Raw genomic sequence first — 21,305 nt, 5'->3', positions numbered from 1 at the left:
ACCTTATGCCTCGGACATTAAACTGGGGAGTGAGTTTTGAGCCAGTCGCGCAGAGCCGCATTCATGCGCGTCTGCCAACCCGGACCGCCTGCACGGAAGGCCGCGAGAACGTCGCGGTCAAAGCGAATGGTGGTCGATTCTTTGTCGCTTCCTGCTGGGCGCCCGCGCTGTCTCCGGTATGCTTCAATCCCGGCCTGCATCTCCTCGCGCGACATCGGTCGCTCGTCCTCGTTCTTGCCGTCCCATACATACGGTGCCTTTCCGCGCACTTTCGCCGCGTCGGTCTTGCTTTCACCGCGCTTGAGGGCGGCGCGCATCTTATTAGGTTCATTTGAAGTCATCTTCGAGCCAGCCATGGTAACCGCTCCTTTCCTCTTCACTCGCCGGCCGAAAGCTAACAATCCGCAGCGCCTCTTCCCGCGCCACATGCACCACCGTCAGCACCGCCAGCACATCAAACACGTAAGCGAACGACTGTGTGCGCTGTTCGCCGCCTCGCACGCTCTCGACGTCCAAGTGGTAAGGGCTCTCCAGCACCATCACGGCATCGAGGAAATCTAGCCCATGCTTGTTGAGGTTGGCTTCCCGCTTGGCTTCATCCCAGAGAATGTGCCTGTTTATTGATTTTATTTTGATAACGGTAATTCGAGAAGTCAAGAATTTTTGTTACTACACCACCGAGGCATAACGCTGCGGTCAACCGGACCTGCACGAAAAGCCGCGCAAGCCGGTTATCTTCACGTTGGGCCTCTCAGGCTACACATGGAGCATGAGTAGTTGCGCAGTAGTATCCGTACGGATACACTAAGCTCATGAACACCTTTCTTCGGACGGACGAATTCGATGCTTGACTCTCAGCCTTGAAGGACAAGGTTGATCGTGCGCGCATCGCTCATCGTATTCGCTCTGCCGAACATGGCAATTTCGGCGACTGCGAGCCGGTCGGTGAGGGCGTCTCCGAAATGCGCGTACATGTCGGCCCCGGCTATCGTGTCTATTACACACGCCGAGGAGTGGTGGTCTATTTGCTTCTGCTGGCTGGCGATAAGTCTTCCCAGAAGCGCGACATCAAACGCGCCATTGAGATGGCGCGCTCTTTGGACAAGGAGTGAACCATGGCCAAACTTGCCCCTTTTGACGCTGCTGACTACCTCGACGACGAAGAAACCATCGCGGAGTTCTTGACCGCGGCACTGGAAGATCAAAACCCCGACGTGTTTCTTTCCGCCGTTCGTGACGTTGCCCGAGCCCGCGGCATGGCACAACTCGCCAAGGACGCTGGCCTTGGCCGCGAGAGTCTCTACAAAGCCCTCACACCGGGCGCCAAACCACGTTATGACACTATGCTAAAGTTGCTTCATGCCCTGGGTGTCAAGCTTTCTGCGACGCCGCTGATTCATTCATGAGGTCCACCGAGGCTCAATCAATCATTCCAAATGACGATTCTCGTAGAGGCAAAGTGAACCACCCCGGGTTTTGAGGAGGCTTCGATTCGAGAGAGAATGAAGCCATGAACAGAGCCAAGAAGTACTCCCCCGAAGTGCGTGAACGGGCGGTACGTCTGGTGCAGGAGCATCGTAGCGAATATCCGTCCCTGAGATCTGCGCCTTGGTCCTTGCCATGACCACAGCTCAGAGCTCGAACAGACGGAAGATGTTCCAGATGCCATCGCGGCGCAGCGCGTGCAGCAGGGTAAAGGCGACATGACCGATCCAGTAGGCCCAGACGAGATTGGCCAGTGCCTTATGCAGGGGGATGAGGGCCTGCAGGATGGCGCCGGGCGGGGTACCGCCCTGGGGTAGAAAGAAGAAGATGGCGGTACCGGTGAGCGCCATCCAACTGACCAGTAGGAGCCCGAGACCATGTACGATCGCAGCGAGTCCTGGTGCCGGTCCACTGGGCCGTAAGCGGCCGCGTAGCAGGGCACGCAGATCGTCCCAGATGGGTCGCCAGGGTCCGCGCAGGGGGAATAGCTGGGCGCGAATAGCAGGGGTGGTGAAGATCCACAACCATTCCCAGAGCAGAAAGAGCGCCGTCGTCAGGCCGATCCAGGCATGGGTACTGAAAAGTAGCTGGGTAATACTGCCGTAGTCGGCATGCTGAAAATCCGGCGTCATCCATAAGGAGCTGAAGAGCTGCCAGGTGACACCAAAGGCGATACCGGCATGCAGCCAGCGTGCCTCGCGTGGCCAGGGATTGTCGCGGGAATCGTCGGACATCTTTCCTCCCAGATGGATTACGCCCAGTATATCGTGATTTTCAGGCTTTCCCATAAAGGGACGAAAAAGTATGATGATAGCAAAGAGGGGGGCGTCTGATGATCATACTCTATCTGTTGAACACCCTGTTTGTGCTGGGTATTGTGTTGGCGTTGTGGTTTCCCGCAGAAACGCGGCGGATTCTGACGCGCCTGGGCCTGTGGGACTGGATACAGGGGATCGATCGCGAGGTCTTCAGTCGCTGGGTGGAGCGGGCGGGCATCTTTTTGATGATTGCCGCGCTGGCGCTCTTCGCTTCCATTGCCATGGGTGGGCATCCTTGGGACTGGATCTTGCCTGCGGGAGAGGGGCTTTTCTTTGGTGTCGCCCTTTGGCTGGCGGGCTTTTGGTCGCGACCTAAGTCTTGAAGCATGCAGCGATCAACAAAACTCGCGGCGCCGCTCCAAAATGCGCTGATATTCCTCCGGATCACGTAGCTCGGTGAGCTGGCCGCCGCGGGGGAAATGCTTGGCCTCCAGACGCAGGAGCCAGAAGCGCAAGGCGGCGGCACGCATGTAGGGAAACCACAGGCCATGCTCGCGCCGTTCGAAAGGGCGGACGCTTTCGTAGGCTTGCCAGAGAATGGCGGCAAGGTTTTTGTCGAGACTGCCATCGGGGAAGGAGCACCAGGCATTGGCGACGATGGCCAGATCATAGAGCCAGGCATCGTCACCCGCGTAGTAGTAGTCGATGGTACCGGTGATGGTGTTGCCCTGAAAGAGGACGTTATCGGGGAAGAGATCGGCGTGAATCACCCCGCCGGGCAGCTTATCGCGGGGCCATTGCTTCTGCGTTTCCCGTTCATCGGCAAGCAGCTCTCTTTCGGCCGGGCTCAACTTGGGGAACAGCCGTCTGCCGGTTTCCTGGCACCAGCCGAGCCCGGCGGGGTTCGGATGCTCCTCGGGAAAGCCGCGACCAGCGAGATGCATGCGTGCGAGCAGCTGCCCGAGGGCGCTGATCTCGGCCTCGTTGGGCACGCGGCCCTCGATGGACTGCCCGGCCAGGCGTTGCACGATGGCGGCCGGTTTACCGCAGAGAGTACCGAGGATCTCGCCAGCGCGCGAATGCACTGGCGCCGGGCAGGGAATGCCGTGCTGACTCAGCCACTCCGTAACGTGCAGGTAATAAGGGATGCTCTCTCGCGGCAGACGTTCAAAAATGGTCAGAACGAAGCGGCCGCCTTGGGTATCGAGAAAAAAGTTGCTGTTCTCGGTACCCGCGCAGATGCCGGTAATCTGTTCCAGGCTGCCAAGGTCATAGGCGGCCAGAAAGCTTGCCAACTCGGCATCGGGGAGTTCGGTGTAGACAGCCATGCGTTTACCAGCGGAAGAGAGTCCACTGCGGGACATCCATTTTTTCCGCATCGGAATTGGGTACACGGGTGAAGCCATGGCCGCTGCGGTTGACGAGATAGTACGGAGGGAAGGGCTTGGGCGGGATGACCTTGACCATGTAGACCTCGCCATCGGCCTTGTATTCTTCGATCCGGGAGCCCTTGGGCACATGGAGTTGGGCCTCGGGCACACTGTTTTTGGGCGGTGCCAGGCGTGGCAGATGATAGGGGTATTTCTCGGGGCCGCTCTCGGCCAGCACAACGCCAGCGCAGAGAAATGCCCCCAGACCCAGAAAGATTGCAAGAGTACGCGGCATGACGAGGTTCCTCCCTTGTTACAGGTTGAGCAGGGCTTCGGTTTCTGCCGACGAGGGGGCAAAACCGCGTTTTTCGTAATGATCAAAGATAGCAGCAACAACGGCATCGGGATCGTCGAGTACGGTGACCAGATCCAGGTCGGCCTCGTTGATGGTGCCGTGCGCCAGCATGGTGCTTTTCCACCAGTCGATCAATCCATTCCAAAAGCCGGAGTCGAAAAGAATGATGGGCATGCGGCGGGTCTTGCCGGTCTGCACCAGGGTGAGGCATTCCGCGAGTTCATCGAGGGTACCAAAGCCGCCGGGCATGACCACATAGGCGGCAGCGTACTTCATGAACATCACCTTGCGCGAATAAAAATGTTCGAAGGACAGGGAGATGTCCTGATAGGGATTGCTGTGTTGCTCATGCGGCAGTTCGATGTTGAGACCGATGCTGTAGCCGGTGCCGCGATAGGCACCGCGATTGGCCGCCTCCATGACGCCCGGACCACCGCCACTGATCACCGAAAAACCGGCGTTGGAGAGTTTCTCGGCAATGCTCAAGGTCTGCTGATACCAGCGGTGCTCCTCGGGCAGCCGCGCCGAGCCGAAGATACTGACACAGGGCTCAACGGCGGCCAGCTTTTCATAGCCGCGCACAAACTCCGCCATGATCTGAAAGATTTTCCAGGCTTCGCGGGTGAGGCGACTCTCGCCGCCGTCAAGAAGACGTTCCGTGTCCAGGGGTGCGCGCATTGCAGGCCTACCGTAGCTGCTCAAATTTTCCGTATTATGGGGGAAAGCTGCCGAAAAGTCCTGCTCATGACCGAAAATTCTCGTATCCTGGTTGATGCCTCCAGTTTTCTCTACCGCGCCTTTCATGCCCTCCCGGACCTGCGCGCCCCCGATGGCCTGCCAACCGGCGCCATCTATGGGGTGGTCAACATGTTGCGACGGTTGCGGCGCGAGTATCCGCAGGGCGAGATCTTCGTCGTTTTCGACGCCGCCGGGCCGACCTTTCGGGATGCGATCTACCCCGAATACAAGGCACAACGTCCGCCCATGCCACAGGAACTGCGCGTGCAGATCGAGCCTCTGCTGCAGTGGATAGCGGCCATGGGCCTGCCCCTGCTGCGTGAGGCGGGCGTCGAGGCCGATGATGTCATCGGCACCCTCGCCTGCGCCACGCCTGCCGATCGCCCCCTCCTGATCATTAGCGGCGATAAGGATCTTGCGCAGCTCATCGATGCGCGTACGCAAATCGTCGATACCATGAAAAACACCGTGCTCGATGGGCAGGGAGTGCGCGACAAGTTTGGCGTCCCGCCGGAACAGATGGTGGACTACCTTGCCTTGGTGGGCGACAAGGTGGACAACATTCCGGGCGTGCCGGGCGCCGGACCCAAGACGGTGGCCAAATGGCTGGGACAATACGGCACCCTGGACAATCTTCTTGCGCATGCCGATGAAATTGGCGGCAAGATTGGTGATGCCCTGCGTGCCAGTCGTGACTTTCTACCACGCAGCCGGGACTTGGCCAGGATTCGCTGTGATCTGGAGCTCCCCGCCGCCGCGCTCGTGCAACAGCCGGCCAATACGGCGGCGCTTCTTGCCCTGGCGGAACGTCTGGGCTTCAATAGCTGGCGCCGCGAGTTGCAGACCGAGTTGGCAGCGACAGGGGATCCTGCGGGATTTTCCCCTCTCTCAGGAGATCCCATCGACCGCAGTCGCTACCTACTGATCGATACGGAAGACGCCCTGCAAGATCTCCTGGCGCGGATAACGGCGGCAGAGCGGGTGGCCATCGATACCGAAACCACCTCTCTCAATCCCCATGATGCCGAGCTGGTGGGGATTTCCTTTGCTTGGCGGGAGGGCGACGAGATAGAGGCAGCCTACCTGCCCCTCGGACACCGCGAGGGGCGGCAGTTGCCGCGCGAGCAAGTCCTTGCAGAACTACGATCTTGGCTGGAATCGGACGCGGCGAAGATTGCCCAGAATGCCAAGTTCGACTGGCAGATCTTTTGGGGTCAGGGCATAGAGCCGCAGGGCCTGCTGCGCGATACCCTGCTCGAAAGTTATGTGCTGGACTCCAACGGGCCGCACGACCTGGATCATCTGGCGGAGCGCTTTCTGCAGCACCAGAACATCGCCTATGAGGACGTCGCTGGCAAAGGCAAAAAGCAACGCAGTTTCGCCGAGGTTCCGATCCGCGAGGCCCTGCCCTACGCGGCGGAAGACGCTGATGTCTGCCTGCGCCTAGATGCTCTGCTGTGGCCGCGGATCGACACGGAAGCGGGGCTGCGGCGGGTGTTTGTAGAGATCGAAATGCCCCTTGCGCTGGTATTGGCGCGTATGGAATGGGCAGGAGTGAAGATCGACCGGCAGCAGTTGGAGGCCCTCAGTAGTGAGCTGGCTGCGGCCATGCAGCAGGTCGAGCGGGAGGCGCAGGAATTGGCTGGGCAGCCCTTCAATTTATCTTCCCCCAAGCAGATTCAGGAAATCCTCTTCGACAAGATGCAGTTGCCAAGCCAGAAGAAGACCAAGGGCGGGCAGGCCTCGACCGACGAGGATAGTCTCGCGCAACTGGCCAGCCATTCACCCCTACCGGGCCTGATTCTCGAATATCGCAGCCTCGCCAAGCTGCGGAACACCTACGCCGATGCCTTGCCGCAGATGATCCATCCGCGTACCGGGCGTGTGCACACCCACTATCGCCAGGCAGTGGCGGCTACGGGACGACTTTCCTCCAGCGATCCGAATCTCCAGAACATCCCGGTGCGCACGGAGCAGGGGCGACGGATCCGTGCCGCCTTCATCGCCGAGCCGGGGCACCTGCTGCTGAGCGCCGATTACTCACAGATCGAACTTCGTCTCATGGCGCATTTTTCCCACGATGAGGGTCTGCTCGCTGCCTTTGCGGCGGGGGAAGACGTCCACCGGGCAACCGCCGCTGAGGTCTTCCAGATTCCGCTGGAGGACGTCGATGCGGAGCAACGACGGGCCGCCAAGGCGATCAATTTTGGTCTGATCTACGGCCAGACTGCCTTTGGCCTGGCGCAGCAGCTGGGGGTCGATCAGGCCAGTGCACGGGCGTACATGCAGCGCTATTTCGAGCGCTATCCCGGGGTCCGGGCGTATATGGAGGAAAGCCGCAAACGGGCGCGAGAGCAAGGTTTTGTCGAAACCCTCTATGGCCGCCGTCTCTATGTGCCTGAGATTCAATCGCGCAATCCGGCGCGCCGGGCGTACGCCGAGCGTGCCGCCATCAATGCCCCGTTGCAGGGCAGCGCCGCCGATCTAATCAAATTGGCGATGATCGCCGTCGACTCCTGGTTACAGGAAGACCGGTCGCGGGGGCGAATGATCCTGCAGGTACACGACGAATTGATTCTGGAGGTCGCGGAGGAGCGTCTGCAGGAGGCCAGTCAGGCCCTGCGGGCACGTATGGAAGGGGTGGCGCAGCTCGCCGTCCCCCTGGAGGTGAGTATGGGCTGGGGCGCTTCCTGGGCGGAAGCGCACTCCTGATGTTTAGCGTTGATTGTTGCCTTGAAACATCTTCAGGATGGCGTCGCTGCTGAGCTCTTCACCGTTCAGTGCCATGGCGAGGACCTCGCCGCCAATGACCTGGGGGGCGATGATCATATCCGGCTGCACCCGTTGCACGCGCTTGAGATTTTTACTGTCGTTGACCGCGGCCACGGTCTTCGCAGAGCCTTGTAGTTCGCGCGTAGCAAGGATGATGAAGGCGTTTTCCGAGTCATCGGCACGCAGGGCGAGGACCGCGGCAGCGACATTGGCCTGCACTTGGTTGAGGACGTCGGTGTCGCTGGCGTCGCCGATGATCACATCCTCGGCTTGAAAATAGGTGTCGTCGGGCTGGCGCAGCAGAATGACCCGCACGACCTGTCCGCGGTCTTTCAACTGACGATAGCTGTTGCGTGCCAGCGGCGTGTCACCAACGATAATGTAATGATCTTTCAATGGCATGAGAGATTCCTTGGGCCGCTTCGCAAAAAAAATTGAACTTTACTTCAGTCTTTAGATTCTAAGGGGAGTGGTTTTTCCCGGACTTCACCTCCCTGTCCGGGATGGGAGTCCTCTCCTCCCTTTGAGGACTCATGTTTGTTCCCCGCCGGCGGCGGGGGACTTTTTTCCAGCCAAGCGCTCAGCCTGCTCTGTAACTCTGGGAGCCCTTCGCCCTCTTTCGCGGAAAACAGCTGTGCCGTACTCCCTGCCATTTCTCCCGCACGCAGCACCCGCTGCAGGGTCTGCCTTGCTGCCCCACGCGACAGTTTGTCGGCCTTGTTGAGGAGGACGTGCACGGGTCGCTGGCAATGCGCGGCAAAGCGTAGCAGATCGCAGTCGAAAGGCATCAGCGGATGGCGAATGTCCATCACCAGAATCAGCCCCTTCAGACTCTGGCGACTGCGCAGATACTGGCTGAGAAGCTCCCCCCATTGGGCGCGCATGGCCTCCGGAACCTTGGCGTAGCCATAGCCCGGCAGATCGACGAGTCGCTGCTCCGGGCTGCCCAGGATGAAGAAATTCAGTGCCTGGGTACGACCCGGAGTGCGGCTGACGCGGGCCAAGGCGCGTTGTTGGCAGACGCGGTTGAGGACCGAGGATTTGCCCACGTTGGAGCGTCCGGCCATGGCCACTTCGGCACCGCTATCGGCGGGGAGTTGGCCTAGGCGGGTCACGCTCAGCAGGTACTCGGCCTGCTGCAGACCAATAGTGCGCGCTTTCTCCGGCCTCGGAGTTTCCTTGGTATGTTCCATGCTAGGAGCATAGCCGTGCCACGCGGCTACTGGCAATTCTTTCCTGAAGCGCTAGACTGCGGGCAGACAACAGAATGGGGAGGTGGTCTTGCAGACCATGAGTCGTGTTCACTCTGCGCAGTCTTCGCGATTGCGTCTACTGCTGCAATTTTTGGGCTCGATGCGCTTGGCGGTGAGCCTGCTTGTCCTGCTCGCCATCGCTTCCGTCATCGGTACGGTACTGAGCCAGCAACAGCCCTACGACAACTACCAGCTCCAGTTCGGTAGCTTCTGGTTTCAGGTTTATCGCGAGCTGGGGCTCTACAACGTCTACCGAACCCTGTGGTACACCGGGATCGTCGCCTTTCTGGTCCTCTCTACTGCTACCTGTGTCACGCGTAATGGCCCGCGCATGCTGCGCGACATGCGCGCCCTGCCCGTCCGGCAGCGCCACGCGGCAATCCGCGCACAGGAACATTTTTTCTCGACCGATGCGGAGCTGTCGGCCGAAGGCATGGCCAACCGCCTTGCGGCATTGCTACGCCAGGCCGGTTTCCGCCCGCGCCTGGAGCGTGAGGGTAGTGAGTTCTATGTAGCCGCGCGCAAGGGGCGCTTTCACCGGCTGGGATATTTCCTTACCCATCTGGCCATCATCCTCATCTGCGCGGCGGCCCTCTACAATGCCGATATTCCGGTGAAATGGGCAGAGTGGACGGGTACTCTCCAGCCCGCCAAGAACTTCGATCTGCCCCTCAGCGAAATCCCCCGTTCGGCCTGGATGCCGCTGCACAATCCTGCGTACCGCGGCATCATCACCCTGCCGGAGGGACAGACGGCGGATGCCGTCTTCGAGCTGGCCGGCGATGGTTACCTCGTGCAGCCCCTGCCGTTCCGCATTCATCTGCGCTCGTTTCACGTCAGTTATTACTCTACCGGTATGCCCAGCGATTTCGTTTCCGATGTCGTGCTCTACAGTCCGTCGGGCAAGGTACTGAAAAGTGGCATTATTCGCGTCAATCATCCGATGTCCTACGATGGCGTGGAAATTTATCAGTCGAGCTTCAGTGACGGTGGCTCCCTCCTGCACCTGCAAAGTTACGTATTGGGAATGCCAGCGTTGCAGCCGGGGCAGCTCACGGGACGGGTCGGGCAGACCCTGCAGGCGGGGGGTTCCGGTTATTCAGTGCAATTGAAGAACTTCTCCCTCTACAATGTCATGCCGCGCACGGCGGTAGGCGACAAGCCCGACCCGAAAAACCCCATGATCAACCTGGGCCCGAGTTACACCTACGTGGTGCATGACCCGCACGGTGGCGCGGCGGAATTCAAAACCTACTTCAGCCCCATCAGCCGCAATGGACAAGGCTATTTCGTGCAGGGATATCGGCAGGCGCTCGGTGATCCTTATCACTACGTCTATCTGCCCGTCGGGCCCAACGGCGGCATCTCCCTGTTTCTGAATTATCTGGCTGCCCTGCAGGTGGCGGCGCGCGGCGGTGCACAGGCATCTCCGGCGGTCTTTCAGCAGATTTTTGCGATGCTTGCCGCGCGTGTGGCACCCAATATGTCTACTGCCGAGCAGGGTCGTTTCGTGCAGGCGAGCCTGAATGCCTTGGCGCAGATGCGGGATTATCCCGCCCCCTTCATTCTCCGCCTGCAGTCCTTCGACCATCGCTGGGCGGCCGGTCTGCAGGTTACCAAGTGGCCCGGTACGGTGCCCATCTACTGGGGTTGTGTGGCCCTGGTACTGGGAATTTTCATTCTCTTTTACCTGCCGCAACGGCGGATTTGGGCGCGGGTAGAGGATCGGGAAGGCGGCAGTCATCTGGAACTGGGCGCCAGCGCTGATCGGAACAAGCGGGAGTTCGCCCGCGAGTTCGCTGCCTGGGAGCGTGCCTTGCGGACGTCGCCTAGAAAAGAAGATACTACTTTGAATTGTTGACTTATTTAGAGAGAGGAGCGGAACACATGGCAAAGAGCATGGAATCCTGGGCAGAAGAACTGCCCGCGGAGTTTCGGCACCGGACCCTGGCGGAGATCCTGCGTCAGGAGGCCGCCTGGATCCTGGGCCTGACGGCGGTGGCGGCATTCATTCTCGCCCGCTGGGGCGCGCAGTTCGACTATTGGCAATATGTGGTACTGGCGTCCTGGTATGTGGGTCTCTTGCTGGCTGGCGTTGCCTGGCGCCCGCTGCAGTGGGCGACGGTAGCCAGTGTCCTGCCGGCATTGGGCGCGGTCTGGCTCTATGCCCACGGTCAGACGGCAGAAAACAATTTCCTCTTGCACTACGTGTTACAGGGTGTCGCTGCTGCAATGTGGATGTCGGTACTCCTCCTCCTCGCTACTGCGGCCTACCTGCTGCATTTTTTCTCGGGGCGTGAGGCGGTGGGGCGCTGGGCGACGCGCCTGACCTGGGGGGGCGTGATCTTCGGCTTCATTGGTCTGGGCGTGCGTTGGCGCGAGACCTACCTCGGACACCCGAGCTGGGGACACATCCCCGTCAGTAATCTGTGGGAAGTCTTTGTGCTTTTTTGCGCGACGACTCCGCTGTTTTACCTGTATTACGAGAAAAAGGCGCAAAATCGCAGCCTGGGCGCCTTCATCATGCCCTTAGTGGCGGCGGCGGTAGGCTTTTTGTTGTGGTTGACTCTGGCGCAACACATGGATCGCGTCGAGCCCTTGATCCCCGCCTTGCAGAGTTTCTGGATGAAGCTGCATGTGCCGATGATGTTTGTCGGCTACGCCAATTTCACCATCGCCAGCCTGATTGGGGCGGCATATCTGCTGCGTGAGGGATCTGTCCGACGCCGCGGGATCTTGGCCGCCCGCCTGCCCGACGCCGACCTGATGGACGAGGTCATGTACCGCGCCATTGCCCTGGGCTTCCTGTTTTTTACCGTGGCTACCATCCTTGGTGCGGTCTGGGCGGCGCGGGCCTGGGGTGGCTTCTGGTCCTGGGACCCCAAGGAAACCTGGGCCCTGATCGTCTGGCTCAATTACGCAGGCTTCCTGCACGCCCGGGTGGTCAAGGGCTGGCGCGGTCGCAGCATGGCCTGGTGGTCTTTCCTGAGCCTCTGGGTAGTCAGCTTCTGCTTCCTGGGTGTCAACATGTTCCTGTCGGGCCTGCATTCCTACGGCAAGCTCTGAGCTCAGGCATCGGGTTTCTTCCTCGCCGCTTCGGCATTGCCGAAAAAGCGATGGAAGAAAAGCAGATACAGCGCCTGTAGCCCGGCGCCGAGGTAGAAGGGCCAGCTGAGCAGGCCAGCGGCGAAGAAGAGCCCGGCGATGACCGGGCCGATGGCGCGCGGTGCCTGGATGCTCAGGCTATTGATGGTGGCCGCGAGACCCCGGTGGCGCTGGTCGACAATGCCGAGAAAGAGGGCCTGCCGGGAACCGATGCTGCCCTGATTCATGGCCGAGCGCAGGATGTAGGCGAGCATCGCCAGCCAGAAGTTCGGCGCCAGAGGGATCATCAGTAACATTAACAAACCGACCAAGCGCAGGCGCACCACTGTACCTACCATGCCAAAGCGTCGGTTCAGGCGAATGCTGAACAGTGAGCTGGCCGCCGCCACCAGAAAGGCAATGGCCATACCGGGGCCGATCAGCGCCGGGCCCGCATGAAAACGCAGGTGCATCCAGTAGGCCATCAGCGGGCCGATCAAGCCGATGCCGAGGCCGTTGAGGCTGTTGATGGCGCCAAAGCTGAGCAGCGGACGCCAGCGAAAGCTGGTCGGTGCCGAGGCCGTCTCCTCCGCGACCGCTGCGGATGCCGCCCGGGGTCCGGGTTCGCGGGCACGGTACAGTAGCCACAGACTGGCCAATGCGCCGAGGAGGACCAGAGCAAAGAGACTGCGGTACCCCAGGAGTTCGGGAAAAGCGGGGGCAAACTGGCCTGGCAGAGCGGCAAGCGCTGCCCCCAGACCCATTCCCGCTAGTCCAATGGCGGTATTGATCGGTAAAACCCGGCCCCAGATTTCCTGCGCCAGGCTGCGCGACAGCCACGCCTGTTCTGCGGGCGCAAAGGGGCCGGCGCCGCCATTGGCGCCACGTCCAAAGGCACCGAGCAGGGCGGCAATGCTGAGGATGGCGGGATTACTGCTGAGCAACGCCAGAACGGCGGCAAGGACCTGGGTGCCTTCGTAGCCCAACAAAAAACGTCGTGCGCCATAGCGGTCACTGGCGGGCCCCACCAGCAGAGTCGCAAGTCCGCCCAGCAGAAGACTGGCGGAGTAAAGAGCGCCGATCGCCACCGCCGTCCAGTGCAGGGCGTGCAGATACAGCGCAAAATCGACCACCAGGGCACCCTGCCCCACACTGCGCGCCGCGCGCGCCGCCAGCAGTCGGCGCGCGCTTGCAGGTACGTTGGTGAGCAGCAAAACGCTTCAGACAGCGAGGGTGGGACGAATTTCCCGATTTTGTGTATCGACGTGGACCACTTTGGGTCGCCAGCCTTGCGCCTCCTGGGGACTGATTTGGAGATAGCTCGCGATAATGAGCAGGTCGCCCAGGGCCACGCGTCGGGCAGCGGCACCATTCACCGAAATGCAGCCACTGCCGGGCGCGGCACTGATGGCGTAGGTGGTGAAGCGCTCGCCGTTGTGCACGTCATAGATCTGAATCTGCTCGAAGGGAAGGATGCCCGCCGCCGCCAACAGCTCGGCATCGATGGCGCAAGAACCCTCATAATCGAGCTCTACCGCCGTGACCCGCACCCGGTGCAGCTTGCTTTTCAGCATCGTGATCAGCATCAGTGTTCCTTGTGCTCGTCGGAATGACGGCGAGCGAGGCGATTGACGCCCAGGGCGACGAGCAAGAGCAGGACGGGCGTCCCCACCAGGATCACGATTTCACCCCACATGCTGAGCATCTCTTTGCCCCTCCACTAAGCAAACCGTGGGTATTGTAACTGCTTGCCCGAGGGCGGGGAATCGCGCCCGCGTTTTTGCTACACTGGCGCCCGACCAGATCGCAGCAAGGATTTCCGATGGCCCAATACGTCTTCACCATGAATCGTCTGAGCAAGGTAGTGCCGCCCAAACGCGCTTTGCTCAAAGACATCTCCCTGTCCTTCTTCCCCGGCGCAAAAATTGGCGTGTTGGGCCTCAATGGGGCCGGAAAATCGACTCTGCTCAAGATCATGGCGGGGGTCGACAAGCAGTATGAGGGCGAAGCCACACCGATGCCCGATCTGAAGATTGGCTATCTGCCGCAGGAACCGCACGTCGATCCGGAAAAGACCGTGCGCGAGGCCGTAGAAGAAGGTTTGGGCGAGATCCTCACGGCGCGTGCCGAGCTCGACGCCATTTATGCCGCCTACGCCGAGCCGGATGCCGATTTTGACCACCTGGCCAGCGAGCAGGCGCGCCTGGAGGCGATTCTGGCGGCAGGTGACGGACATCAGGCCGAGCAACAGATGGAGGTTGCCGCCGATGCCCTGCGCCTTGCCCCCTGGGACGCCAAGGTGGGTAGTCTCTCGGGTGGCGAGAAGCGACGGATTGCGCTGTGTCGCCTGCTCATCAGTCGCCCCGACATGCTCCTTCTGGATGAACCTACCAACCACCTCGATGCCGAATCGGTGGAGTGGCTGGAGCAATATCTGGCGCGCTTTCCGGGTACCGTGGTGGCGGTCACCCACGATCGCTATTTTCTCGACAACGCCGCCGAGTGGATCCTGGAGCTCGATCGTGGCCAAGGGATTCCTTGGAAGGGAAATTACTCCACCTGGCTGGAGCAGAAAGAGAAGCGCTTGGAGCAGGAGGCGCGTACCGAGGCCTCGCGTATCAAGGCGATGAAACAGGAGCTGGAATGGGTACGGCAGAGTGCTCGCGGACGGCAAAGTAAGAGCAAGGCACGTCTGGCACGTTTCGAAGAACTGAGCTCCTACGAGTATCAGGCGCGCAACGAAACCCAGGAAATCTTCATTCCGGTGGCCGAACGCCTGGGCAATGAGGTGATCGAATTCGAGAATGTGACCAAGGGCTTTGGTGATCGTCTCCTGTTCGAAAACTTGAGCTTCAAGGTCCCGCCAGGTGCCATCGTTGGCATTATCGGCCCCAACGGCGCCGGCAAGTCGACCTTTTTCAAGCTCATCACCGGCCAGGAGCAGCCCGATAGCGGCACGGTAAAGATCGGCCCCACCGTGCAGCTCGCCTACGTCGATCAGTCGCGCGATGCCCTTGCCGCCAAAAACAACGTCTGGGAGGAGATCTCCGGCGGTCTGGATATCCTGCAGATCGGCAAGTTCGAGATTCCCTCGCGCGCCTATTGCGGGCGTTTCAATTTCAAGGGCGCGGATCAGCAAAAGCTGGTGGGACAGCTCTCTGGCGGTGAGCGTGGCCGACTGCATCTCTCCAAGACCCTGTTGACCGGTGGGAATGTGCTGTTGCTGGACGAGCCTTCCAACGACCTCGATGTGGAAACCCTGCGCGCCCTGGAGGATGCCCTACTCGAATTCGCCGGTACGGTGATGGTGATCTCGCACGACCGTTGGTTTCTCGATCGCATCGCCACCCACATCATCGCCTTCGAGGGCGATGCCCATGTGGAGTTCTTTACTGGCAACTACCGCGAATACGAGGAAGACAAGCGCCGTCGTCTCGGAGAAGAGGCTGCACGCCCGCACCGGCTTCGCTTCAAGCCGATCAGCCGCTAGCCTTTGCCATTATACAGACTGGTTGGTATGATTCTTCCACATTGCCTATAGGGGAGAAAATCGTATAGATGTCACTACCGCCGTTCAAAAGCGCCGCGCTGCCAAGAGTTTTGATCCGCAGCATCAAATGTCCGCGGAGACGCGCCGTGTGCTGCTCGAAAATGCCGCCCTCGCGCCCAGTGCCTATAACATCCAGCATTGGCGGGTGGTCGATGTGCAGGATTCGCAGTTGCGCCAGGCTATACGGGAAGTGGCCTGGGGACAGGCGCAGGTCACCGACGCTTCGCTGCTTCTCGTTCTCTGTGCCGATCTGGATGCGTGGCAGGAAGAGCCGCAGCGCTACTGGGCGACCTCGCCGCAACCGGTGCAGGACTTTTTGCTGCCCAAGCTCGACGAATATTACCGGGGAAAGCCACAAGTGGCGCGCGATGAGGCCATGCGCAGCCTGGGGATCTTTGGTATGACCGTGATGTTGCTGGCGCAGGATCTGGGCTACGACAGCTGCCCGATGGATGGCTTTGACTTCGATGCCGTGGCGCGTCTCATCCATCTGCCCAAGAACTATGTGATTGGGTATATGGTGGCCGTTGGCAAGGGCATGGACAATGCTTGGGAGCGCAATCGCCTGCCGAGCAGCGATTGGTTGATCAAAGATCATTTCTGAGGGAAAACGTTCCATTATCTGGATTTGTGGGACACTTTGCGGCAGACTCTGGGCCATGTATCGAACGACCCCAGACGCAAGGTTGCCCGAGTGCCCCACATACTGACCCTACACGGACCCAACCTCAATCTCCTCGGCCGACGCGAGCCGCAGCACTACGGTCAAAGCACGCTGGCGCAGATCGATGCTGCCCTGCAGGCGCAGGCCCAAACCTGGGGCTGGAAACTACGCTGTCTACAAAGCAACGCCGAGCATGAACTGGTCGATGCGGTGCAAGCCGCGGCGGAACAGGGGGTCGATTACCTCATCATCAACCCCGCAGCCTTTACCCATACCAGTGTCGCCTTACGCGACGCCCTGAGTGCCGTCGCCATCCCCTTCATCGAAGTACACCTCTCCAATATTCACGCGCGAGAGCCCTTCCGCCGCCATTCCTATTTCTCCGATCTAGCCCAGGGAAGCATCGTCGGCCTCGGGCCGGATGGCTATACCCTGGCCCTCGAGGCGATTCGCCGTCGTCTGTCCGCCTGAACGACATCAAAAGGAAAGCATATGGACATACAATTCATTCGCCGCCTGGCCGACCTTCTCGAAAAGAGCTCCATCGATGAAATCGAGGTGGTCGAGGGAGAGAGCAAGGTACGCCTCTCCCGGCATCGGGAGGTCCCCGTCGCCGCCGTGTCCTACGCTGTGCCCCCTGCCGCGCCCAGCGCTGGCCCCGCAACCATGCCGGTGGCAGAGACCCCGCCCAGTGCGGTGAAGGCGGAGCCGCCGCAGCCGGAAGGTTACATGATCAAATCGCCCATGGTCGGAACCTTTTACCGTGCCCCGTCACCAGAGGCGAAGCCTTTTGTGGACGAGGGAAGTGTCGTGAAGGCCGGTCAGACCCTCTGCATCATCGAGGCGATGAAGCTCTTGAACGAGATCGAGGCGGATGTGAGTGGCAAGATCCTCAAGATCCTCGTCGCCAATGGGCAGCCGGTGGAATACGGCGAACCCCTCTTCATCATTGCGCCCGAGTCCTGAAATGTTCGGCAAGATCCTGATTGCCAACCGTGGTGAAATTGCCCTGCGGGTGCAACGTGCCTGCCGCGAGATGGGAATTCGCACGGTGGCGGTGCATTCGGAGCCCGATCGTGACCTGATGCACGTCAAGCTGGCCGATGAGTCGGTCTGTATCGGCCCGGCGGCTTCGGACAAAAGTTACCTCAATATTCCGGCGGTGATTGCCGCGGCGGAGGTGACCGATGCCGAGGCGATCCATCCCGGCTTTGGTTTCCTCTCCGAGAACGCCGATTTTGCCGAGCGCGTCGAACGCAGCGGCTTTGCCTTTATTGGCCCGCGTCCCGAAAGCATTCGCATGATGGGGGACAAGATTGCCGCCAAGGTTGCCATGCGTAAGGCGGGTGTTCCCTGTGTGCCGGGTTCCGATGGTCCTCTGCCCGAGGATCCCGCTGAGATTCATCGACTGGCCCGAGAGATTGGCTATCCGGTGATTCTCAAGGCGGCCGGTGGTGGCGGTGGGCGGGGTATGCGCGTGGTGCATACCGAGGCGCACTTGCTCAATGCCGTCAGTCTGACCACTGCCGAGGCAGCGCGGGCCTTTGGCAACCCCGCCCTGTACATGGAGAAATTCCTCGAAACGCCGCGTCACATCGAGTTTCAGGTGCTTTGTGACGGCCATGGCAACTGTGTTCACCTGGGCGAGCGCGATTGTTCGGTGCAACGCCGCCATCAAAAGGTCATCGAAGAGGCCCCAGCACCGGGAATCAGCGCCGAGCAACGGCGAACCATGGGCGCTAGAGTCGCGCAGGCGTGTCAGGATATTGGCTATCGCGGCGTAGGGACCATAGAATTTCTCTATGATGCGGTCGCCCAGACCTTCTTCTTCATCGAGATGAACACCCGCATACAGGTCGAACATCCGGTAACGGAACTCATTACCGGCATCGACATCGTCAAGGCGCAGATTCGTGTCGCCGCCGGAGAAAGGCTCTGGCTCAGCCAGGACGACGTGCAACTCCGTGGGCATGCCATCGAGTGCCGCCTCAATGCCGAAGACCCCGAGCGCTTTGTTCCCTCTCCGGGGCAGATCACCGCTTGGCATCCTCCCGGAGGACCTGGGATTCGGGTCGACAGCCATATCTATGCCGGTTACCGGGTGCCGCCGTACTACGATTCGATGATCGGCAAGCTGATCGCCTTTGGTAGCGACCGGGACGAGGCCTTGGCGAGAATGCGCAGTGCCCTGCGCGAGATCAACATCGAAGGTATCCACAGCAATATCGCCTTGCATCGGCGGATTGTTGACGATGCCCAGTTTGCTGCCGGCGGGGTGCATATCCACTACCTGGAGGCATTGCTCGACCTATGAGTCCCGCATGGTGGCAGCTCCATCTGCGCGTGCCGGGGCAGGATTTAGCGGAAGTCGAGGAGCAGCTGCTGGCGGCGGGTGCCGAGGCGGTGAGCTGGCTGGAGGATGATGCGGCGGCCCCCGTCTTCGTCGATGGCGAAACCTGGCCGGTCAATCAGGGCGAGGCACTCTTTGCCGGTACCCAGGAGGGGCGCGAGGCCATCGCTGGACTGCTGGCGCAGCCAGACTGGCAGCGCTATCAGCCACGCGTCGAGGCGCTAGCCGAACAGGACTGGGTGGCGCAAACCCAGGCAGCATTTCCTGCTCAAGCATTTGGACGACTCTGGGTGGCGCCCCATTGGGCAGAGGTTCCCGCCGATGCCCTGCTGTTGCGCCTGGACCCCGGACGTGCCTTTGGCACCGGCTCGCACGCGACGACGGCACTGTGTCTAGAGTTTCTGAGCGAGACCATTGTGGGGGGCGAGACGGTACTCGACTATGGCTGTGGGTCGGGAATTCTGGCCATTGGCGCTCTGTTGTTGGGTGCGGAATCTGCGCTGGGGGTAGATACCGATCCGGTTGCCCTGGAGGTAGCGCGGGAAAATGCCATGGAAAATGGTGTGGCCGAGCGGCTGTCGCTGTGCTTGCCGAAGGAGGAGAAAGCGCGGCAATATGCGCTTGTCGTCGCCAATATCCTTGCCGCGCCGCTCATCGAGCTCGCCCCCCTTCTAGCGCAGCGAGTGTTGCCTGGGGGGCGAATTGCGCTTTCCGGGCTGCTCCATGCACAGGAGGACTCGGTGCGGGCAGCCTACGCCCCGTATTTTGCCTTTGCTCTGGGCAAGCGGCGCGAGGATTGGTCGCTGCTGATTGGAACACGTTTGCCAGGAGGGCAAGATGGAAGTCCAGTGCCCGCGTTGTGAATCGACTTTTGCGGTAGAGCCCCTTTCTCTACGACAGCATCAGGGATTGCTGCAGTGCAGTGTCTGTGGTGAGGTATTTCGCGTGCCGATCGCCGCACCTGCGGTAGCCAAGGCTATGGAAGCCGAATCTGCCCGTCGCCGCGGCATCGGTAGCTGGTTTTTGCTGGCGATCATTGTCTTTCTGCTTTTGGTATTGGTCGTGCAGATTCTCTGGTGGACCCGTAGTTATGCCTATCTGGCGAGTTCTCCCGCCATCCGCACAGTGGTTTTACAGTCCGCGAATGCCCTGGGAGTAGAGATGCCGTGGCCCGGTCCCAACCGGGAGATCCACATCGTCCAGAGTACTGTGACGCCGTTGCCCAATCAGCTCGCGTTGATTCGTGGTCAGCTGGAAAATACCTCGAGGATGGTACAAGCGTATCCGCAACTTCAGGTGGTGCTCAGTAATGCCTACGGCTCGACGATTCGTACCCTGACCTTCGCCCCCAGTACGTACCTTCCAGGAAATGTACTGCCACGTGATGGATTCTCCCCCGGGCAGAAGGTGCCCTTCACCTTGCAGGGACCCCAACTCGAAGCGGCGCCTGGCTATCAGGTCACGATCCTGAGTCTGCCGTGACGGATGTTCCGGCCCCTGGCAAGGAGATGCCGAGCCTACACGACTGCGTTTTGCACCAGGTTGGGCGCTATTTTGCCGATTTGGGATCGGAAGCGCCGCAAAACCTGCACCAAAAAGTCATGGAAGAGGTCGAGCGCGCCCTTCTGGAGAAAGTGTTGCAACAGCATGCCGGGCAGCGCGGCATCGCCGCGCAGTGCCTGGGAATCAACCGCAATACCTTGAGCAAAAAGATTCAGTACTACGGGCTGGAGATCTGAATCACCGGTTTTATCCAGCGCGTGCCAGTCTCCTGAGGCGGCGTACCGTCGGCAAACTGTTGGTAATAATCCATCACCTTGGGCACGTAGTTTTGTGTCTCCTGGAAGGGTGGGATGTGGTAGCCCGCCTGGATCACCGCCTGACTGCCGGCGTTGTACGCTGCGAGAACCAGACGTAGATCGCCGCCAAATTTGCGCATCAGATCGGCCAGATAGGCGGCGCCGCCGCGGATATTTTCCGCGGCATCAAAGGGGTTTTGCACCCCAAAACGACTCGCCGTGGACGGCATCAACTGCATCAAACCCATCGCCCCCTTGCTGGAGACCGCGCCGGGGTTGAATCCGGACTCGACGCGAATCACCGCATTGAGCAGCGCGGCGCTCAGTCCATATTGTTTCGCTGCCGCCTTGACGAGGGGTTGCACTTCGCTGCGAGCGATGGAATTGACGTTTTGCCGGGCGATATGCGTCGCCATCTTCGGCGTACGCATGACTAAGCGATATGGTTCTTTGTGTTGGGGCAGGTTGGTGAGATGGATGACACCATCGCTTCCGGTATAGGCATAAATATCCGCTTGCGCCGAAGTGCTCAGCAGTGCAAGCCAGACGACCGCCAGTATCCGCCGTCGGGTCATTTGATGACTCGCAAACCCGGTCGTTGTGCCACCGGCTTGTCGCTTTTCTGTGCCGGTTCTGGCGCGGAAGGGGGCGTGACTGGCTCGGGAAAACCCATCCCCTCCTGGGTTTCTGCGGCGTAAATGGCTACCACTGCGGCCATCGGCACAGCAATGCGACGGGCAACGCCACCAAAGCGCGCCTGAAACTGAATCCAGGAATCGGCCATCTGCAGGCCCACTACCGCCGCAGGGGAGATATCGAGAACGATGCGACCGTCACGATCGTAACCTGCGGGCACTTCGACGCCGGGATAATCGATCTTCACGACGATGAAAGGGGAGAAGCCCTGCTCCACACACCAGGTATGAATGGCGTTCAGTAAAAAGGGCTTGGCGGATTCTGGTAGCAACTGCATCCCTCGGTTCACGATTGGCTCCCTGGATAAATTAGAACAGATGCCAAGTATGACAAGCTTGCTACCAACTTGCAGCCGGTAGATGGTCACGGCGTAACCGCCTGTCCAGTTCAGCGATGGCTTCATTACAAGGATATTGGAGGCACACAAGGTG

Annotated in this window: 26 protein-coding genes; 14 read left to right on the top strand and 12 right to left on the bottom strand. The window is 60.3% G+C overall.

The features are described from left to right. Nucleotides 1-17: 17 nt before the first annotated feature. Both MQE22_RS12560 and MQE22_RS12555 read right to left on the bottom strand, forming a co-directional pair. Nucleotides 18-356, bottom strand: coding sequence for a BrnA antitoxin family protein (locus MQE22_RS12560; RefSeq protein WP_226827704.1), 339 nt, complete (start codon nt 354-356; stop codon nt 18-20). Next, on the bottom strand, nt 328-657 hold the full coding sequence (locus MQE22_RS12555) for a BrnT family toxin (RefSeq protein ID WP_215872075.1): 330 nt from the start codon (nt 655-657) through the stop codon (nt 328-330). The genes MQE22_RS12560 and MQE22_RS12555 overlap by 29 nt, the downstream gene beginning before the upstream one ends. Nucleotides 658-860: 203 nt before the next feature. Between MQE22_RS12555 and MQE22_RS12550 the strand changes: the two genes are divergently transcribed. Further along, complete coding sequence (locus tag MQE22_RS12550) at nt 861-1,112, top strand: type II toxin-antitoxin system RelE/ParE family toxin (protein WP_226827702.1); 252 nt, start codon at nt 861-863, stop codon at nt 1,110-1,112. A 3-nt stretch (nt 1,113-1,115) separates the two neighbouring features. Next, on the top strand, nt 1,116-1,406 hold the full coding sequence (locus tag MQE22_RS12545; protein WP_215872074.1) for an addiction module antidote protein: 291 nt from the start codon (nt 1,116-1,118) through the stop codon (nt 1,404-1,406). A 225-nt stretch (nt 1,407-1,631) separates the two neighbouring features. Here the strand turns inward: MQE22_RS12545 and MQE22_RS12540 are convergent, their stop codons facing one another. Next, on the bottom strand, nt 1,632-2,219 hold the full coding sequence (locus tag MQE22_RS12540) for a cytochrome b/b6 domain-containing protein (protein WP_215872073.1): 588 nt from the start codon (nt 2,217-2,219) through the stop codon (nt 1,632-1,634). A 98-nt stretch (nt 2,220-2,317) separates the two neighbouring features. Between MQE22_RS12540 and MQE22_RS12535 the strand changes: the two genes are divergently transcribed. After that, entirely contained in the window at nt 2,318-2,626 is a 309-nt protein-coding gene (locus MQE22_RS12535) for a hypothetical protein (protein WP_215872072.1), read from the top strand. Between the two features lie 12 nt (nt 2,627-2,638). On the opposite strand, the gene MQE22_RS12530 is transcribed toward MQE22_RS12535, so the two are convergent. From MQE22_RS12530 to MQE22_RS12520, 3 genes are read right to left on the bottom strand one after another with little or no spacing between them, the layout of a single operon-like run. After that, nucleotides 2,639-3,607 carry a homoserine kinase gene (locus MQE22_RS12530; protein ID WP_226827699.1) on the bottom strand — a complete coding sequence of 323 codons (969 nt, stop codon included), beginning with the start codon at nt 3,605-3,607 and terminating at the stop codon, nt 2,639-2,641. Further along, nucleotides 3,576-3,908: a DUF2782 domain-containing protein gene (locus tag MQE22_RS12525; RefSeq protein ID WP_215872071.1), complete on the bottom strand. Its 333-nt coding sequence runs from the start codon at nt 3,906-3,908 to the stop codon at nt 3,576-3,578. The genes MQE22_RS12530 and MQE22_RS12525 overlap by 32 nt, the downstream gene beginning before the upstream one ends. An 18-nt stretch (nt 3,909-3,926) precedes the next feature. Next, the gene (locus MQE22_RS12520; protein WP_215872070.1) at nt 3,927-4,646 is read right to left on the bottom strand and encodes an LOG family protein; all 720 of its coding nucleotides are present in this window, start codon (nt 4,644-4,646) and stop codon (nt 3,927-3,929) included. 66 nt (nt 4,647-4,712) lie between these two features. Here MQE22_RS12520 and polA point away from each other — a divergent pair, with 66 nt between their 5' ends. After that, nucleotides 4,713-7,418: a DNA polymerase I gene (polA, locus tag MQE22_RS12515; protein ID WP_215872069.1), complete on the top strand. Its 2,706-nt coding sequence runs from the start codon at nt 4,713-4,715 to the stop codon at nt 7,416-7,418. A 3-nt stretch (nt 7,419-7,421) separates the two neighbouring features. Here the strand turns inward: polA and MQE22_RS12510 are convergent, their stop codons facing one another. Next, nucleotides 7,422-7,880: an NAD-binding protein gene (locus MQE22_RS12510; protein ID WP_215872068.1), complete on the bottom strand. Its 459-nt coding sequence runs from the start codon at nt 7,878-7,880 to the stop codon at nt 7,422-7,424. Between the two features lie 44 nt (nt 7,881-7,924). Beyond that, complete coding sequence (gene yihA / locus MQE22_RS12505) at nt 7,925-8,707, bottom strand: ribosome biogenesis GTP-binding protein YihA/YsxC (protein WP_226827696.1); 783 nt, start codon at nt 8,705-8,707, stop codon at nt 7,925-7,927. A 61-nt stretch (nt 8,708-8,768) separates the two neighbouring features. On the opposite strand from yihA, the gene MQE22_RS12500 reads away from it, so the two are divergent. Together MQE22_RS12500 and ccsB are read left to right on the top strand one after the other, a co-directional pair. Next, a complete protein-coding gene (locus MQE22_RS12500) occupies nt 8,769-10,592 on the top strand; it encodes a cytochrome c biogenesis protein ResB (RefSeq protein WP_215872067.1) in 1,824 nt (607 codons plus the stop codon). Nucleotides 10,593-10,618: 26 nt separating this feature from the next. Beyond that, nucleotides 10,619-11,797, top strand: a complete 1,179-nt coding sequence (gene ccsB, locus MQE22_RS12495; protein ID WP_215872066.1) for a c-type cytochrome biogenesis protein CcsB — start codon at nt 10,619-10,621, stop codon at nt 11,795-11,797. Nucleotides 11,798-11,799: 2 nt separating this feature from the next. Here ccsB and MQE22_RS12490 read toward each other — a convergent pair whose 3' ends face one another. Continuing rightward, on the bottom strand, nt 11,800-13,029 hold the full coding sequence (locus MQE22_RS12490) for an MFS transporter (RefSeq protein WP_226827692.1): 1,230 nt from the start codon (nt 13,027-13,029) through the stop codon (nt 11,800-11,802). Nucleotides 13,030-13,035: 6 nt separating this feature from the next. Continuing rightward, nucleotides 13,036-13,401 (bottom strand): aspartate 1-decarboxylase, encoded by a 366-nt coding sequence (gene panD, locus MQE22_RS12485; protein WP_215872065.1) that lies wholly within the window; start codon nt 13,399-13,401, stop codon nt 13,036-13,038. Nucleotides 13,402-13,637: 236 nt separating this feature from the next. On the opposite strand from panD, the gene ettA reads away from it, so the two are divergent. From ettA to MQE22_RS12445, 8 genes are all read left to right on the top strand, one after another. Beyond that, entirely contained in the window at nt 13,638-15,305 is a 1,668-nt protein-coding gene (gene ettA, locus MQE22_RS12480; protein ID WP_215872064.1) for an energy-dependent translational throttle protein EttA, read from the top strand. A gap of 40 nt (nt 15,306-15,345) precedes the next feature. Continuing rightward, a complete protein-coding gene (locus MQE22_RS12475) occupies nt 15,346-15,969 on the top strand; it encodes a nitroreductase family protein (protein WP_483190463.1) in 624 nt (207 codons plus the stop codon). A 90-nt stretch (nt 15,970-16,059) separates the two neighbouring features. Beyond that, entirely contained in the window at nt 16,060-16,500 is a 441-nt protein-coding gene (gene aroQ, locus MQE22_RS12470; protein ID WP_215872062.1) for a type II 3-dehydroquinate dehydratase, read from the top strand. A 21-nt stretch (nt 16,501-16,521) separates the two neighbouring features. Next, entirely contained in the window at nt 16,522-16,995 is a 474-nt protein-coding gene (gene accB / locus MQE22_RS12465) for an acetyl-CoA carboxylase biotin carboxyl carrier protein (RefSeq protein WP_215872061.1), read from the top strand. Between the two features lies 1 nt (nt 16,996). After that, entirely contained in the window at nt 16,997-18,343 is a 1,347-nt protein-coding gene (accC, locus tag MQE22_RS12460) for an acetyl-CoA carboxylase biotin carboxylase subunit (RefSeq protein ID WP_215872060.1), read from the top strand. Next, nucleotides 18,340-19,242, top strand: coding sequence for a 50S ribosomal protein L11 methyltransferase (gene prmA, locus MQE22_RS12455; RefSeq protein ID WP_215872059.1), 903 nt, complete (start codon nt 18,340-18,342; stop codon nt 19,240-19,242). The genes accC and prmA overlap by 4 nt, the downstream gene beginning before the upstream one ends. After that, nucleotides 19,217-19,861, top strand: a complete 645-nt coding sequence (locus tag MQE22_RS12450; RefSeq protein ID WP_215872058.1) for a zinc-ribbon and DUF3426 domain-containing protein — start codon at nt 19,217-19,219, stop codon at nt 19,859-19,861. Before prmA ends, MQE22_RS12450 begins: the two co-directional genes overlap by 26 nt. Continuing rightward, on the top strand, nt 19,858-20,118 hold the full coding sequence (locus tag MQE22_RS12445; RefSeq protein ID WP_255789764.1) for a helix-turn-helix domain-containing protein: 261 nt from the start codon (nt 19,858-19,860) through the stop codon (nt 20,116-20,118). The genes MQE22_RS12450 and MQE22_RS12445 overlap by 4 nt, the downstream gene beginning before the upstream one ends. On the opposite strand, the gene MQE22_RS12440 is transcribed toward MQE22_RS12445, so the two are convergent. Beyond that, nucleotides 20,100-20,753, bottom strand: coding sequence for a lytic transglycosylase domain-containing protein (locus tag MQE22_RS12440; RefSeq protein ID WP_215872057.1), 654 nt, complete (start codon nt 20,751-20,753; stop codon nt 20,100-20,102). The genes MQE22_RS12445 and MQE22_RS12440 overlap by 19 nt on opposite strands. Further along, on the bottom strand, nt 20,750-21,163 hold the full coding sequence (locus MQE22_RS12435; RefSeq protein ID WP_255789763.1) for a ClpXP protease specificity-enhancing factor: 414 nt from the start codon (nt 21,161-21,163) through the stop codon (nt 20,750-20,752). The genes MQE22_RS12440 and MQE22_RS12435 overlap by 4 nt, the downstream gene beginning before the upstream one ends. Nucleotides 21,164-21,305 lie beyond the last annotated feature (142 nt).

It is taken from the genome of Acidithiobacillus sp. YTS05, assembly GCF_024396695.1.
GTDB classification, from domain to species: Bacteria; Pseudomonadota; Gammaproteobacteria; order Acidithiobacillales; family Acidithiobacillaceae; genus Igneacidithiobacillus; species Igneacidithiobacillus copahuensis.
Note: the sequence above shows the minus strand (reverse complement) of the source record. Positions and strands in the feature narration are given on the sequence as shown.

Coding starts and splice junctions, on each gene's coding strand:
- MQE22_RS12560 (WP_226827704.1), bottom strand. CDS start 356: ATGGCTGGCTCGAAGATGACTTCAAATGAACCTAATAAGATGCGCGCC.
- MQE22_RS12545 (WP_215872074.1), top strand. CDS start 1,116: ATGGCCAAACTTGCCCCTTTTGACGCTGCTGACTACCTCGACGACGAA.
- MQE22_RS12540 (WP_215872073.1), bottom strand. CDS start 2,219: ATGTCCGACGATTCCCGCGACAATCCCTGGCCACGCGAGGCACGCTGG.
- MQE22_RS12535 (WP_215872072.1), top strand. CDS start 2,318: ATGATCATACTCTATCTGTTGAACACCCTGTTTGTGCTGGGTATTGTG.
- MQE22_RS12530 (WP_226827699.1), bottom strand. CDS start 3,607: ATGTCCCGCAGTGGACTCTCTTCCGCTGGTAAACGCATGGCTGTCTAC.
- MQE22_RS12525 (WP_215872071.1), bottom strand. CDS start 3,908: ATGCCGCGTACTCTTGCAATCTTTCTGGGTCTGGGGGCATTTCTCTGC.
- MQE22_RS12520 (WP_215872070.1), bottom strand. CDS start 4,646: ATGCGCGCACCCCTGGACACGGAACGTCTTCTTGACGGCGGCGAGAGT.
- polA (WP_215872069.1), top strand. CDS start 4,713: ATGACCGAAAATTCTCGTATCCTGGTTGATGCCTCCAGTTTTCTCTAC.
- MQE22_RS12510 (WP_215872068.1), bottom strand. CDS start 7,880: ATGCCATTGAAAGATCATTACATTATCGTTGGTGACACGCCGCTGGCA.
- MQE22_RS12500 (WP_215872067.1), top strand. CDS start 8,769: ATGAGTCGTGTTCACTCTGCGCAGTCTTCGCGATTGCGTCTACTGCTG.
- ccsB (WP_215872066.1), top strand. CDS start 10,619: ATGGCAAAGAGCATGGAATCCTGGGCAGAAGAACTGCCCGCGGAGTTT.
- panD (WP_215872065.1), bottom strand. CDS start 13,401: ATGCTGATCACGATGCTGAAAAGCAAGCTGCACCGGGTGCGGGTCACG.
- ettA (WP_215872064.1), top strand. CDS start 13,638: ATGGCCCAATACGTCTTCACCATGAATCGTCTGAGCAAGGTAGTGCCG.
- accB (WP_215872061.1), top strand. CDS start 16,522: ATGGACATACAATTCATTCGCCGCCTGGCCGACCTTCTCGAAAAGAGC.
- accC (WP_215872060.1), top strand. CDS start 16,997: ATGTTCGGCAAGATCCTGATTGCCAACCGTGGTGAAATTGCCCTGCGG.
- prmA (WP_215872059.1), top strand. CDS start 18,340: ATGAGTCCCGCATGGTGGCAGCTCCATCTGCGCGTGCCGGGGCAGGAT.
- MQE22_RS12450 (WP_215872058.1), top strand. CDS start 19,217: ATGGAAGTCCAGTGCCCGCGTTGTGAATCGACTTTTGCGGTAGAGCCC.
- MQE22_RS12440 (WP_215872057.1), bottom strand. CDS start 20,753: ATGACCCGACGGCGGATACTGGCGGTCGTCTGGCTTGCACTGCTGAGC.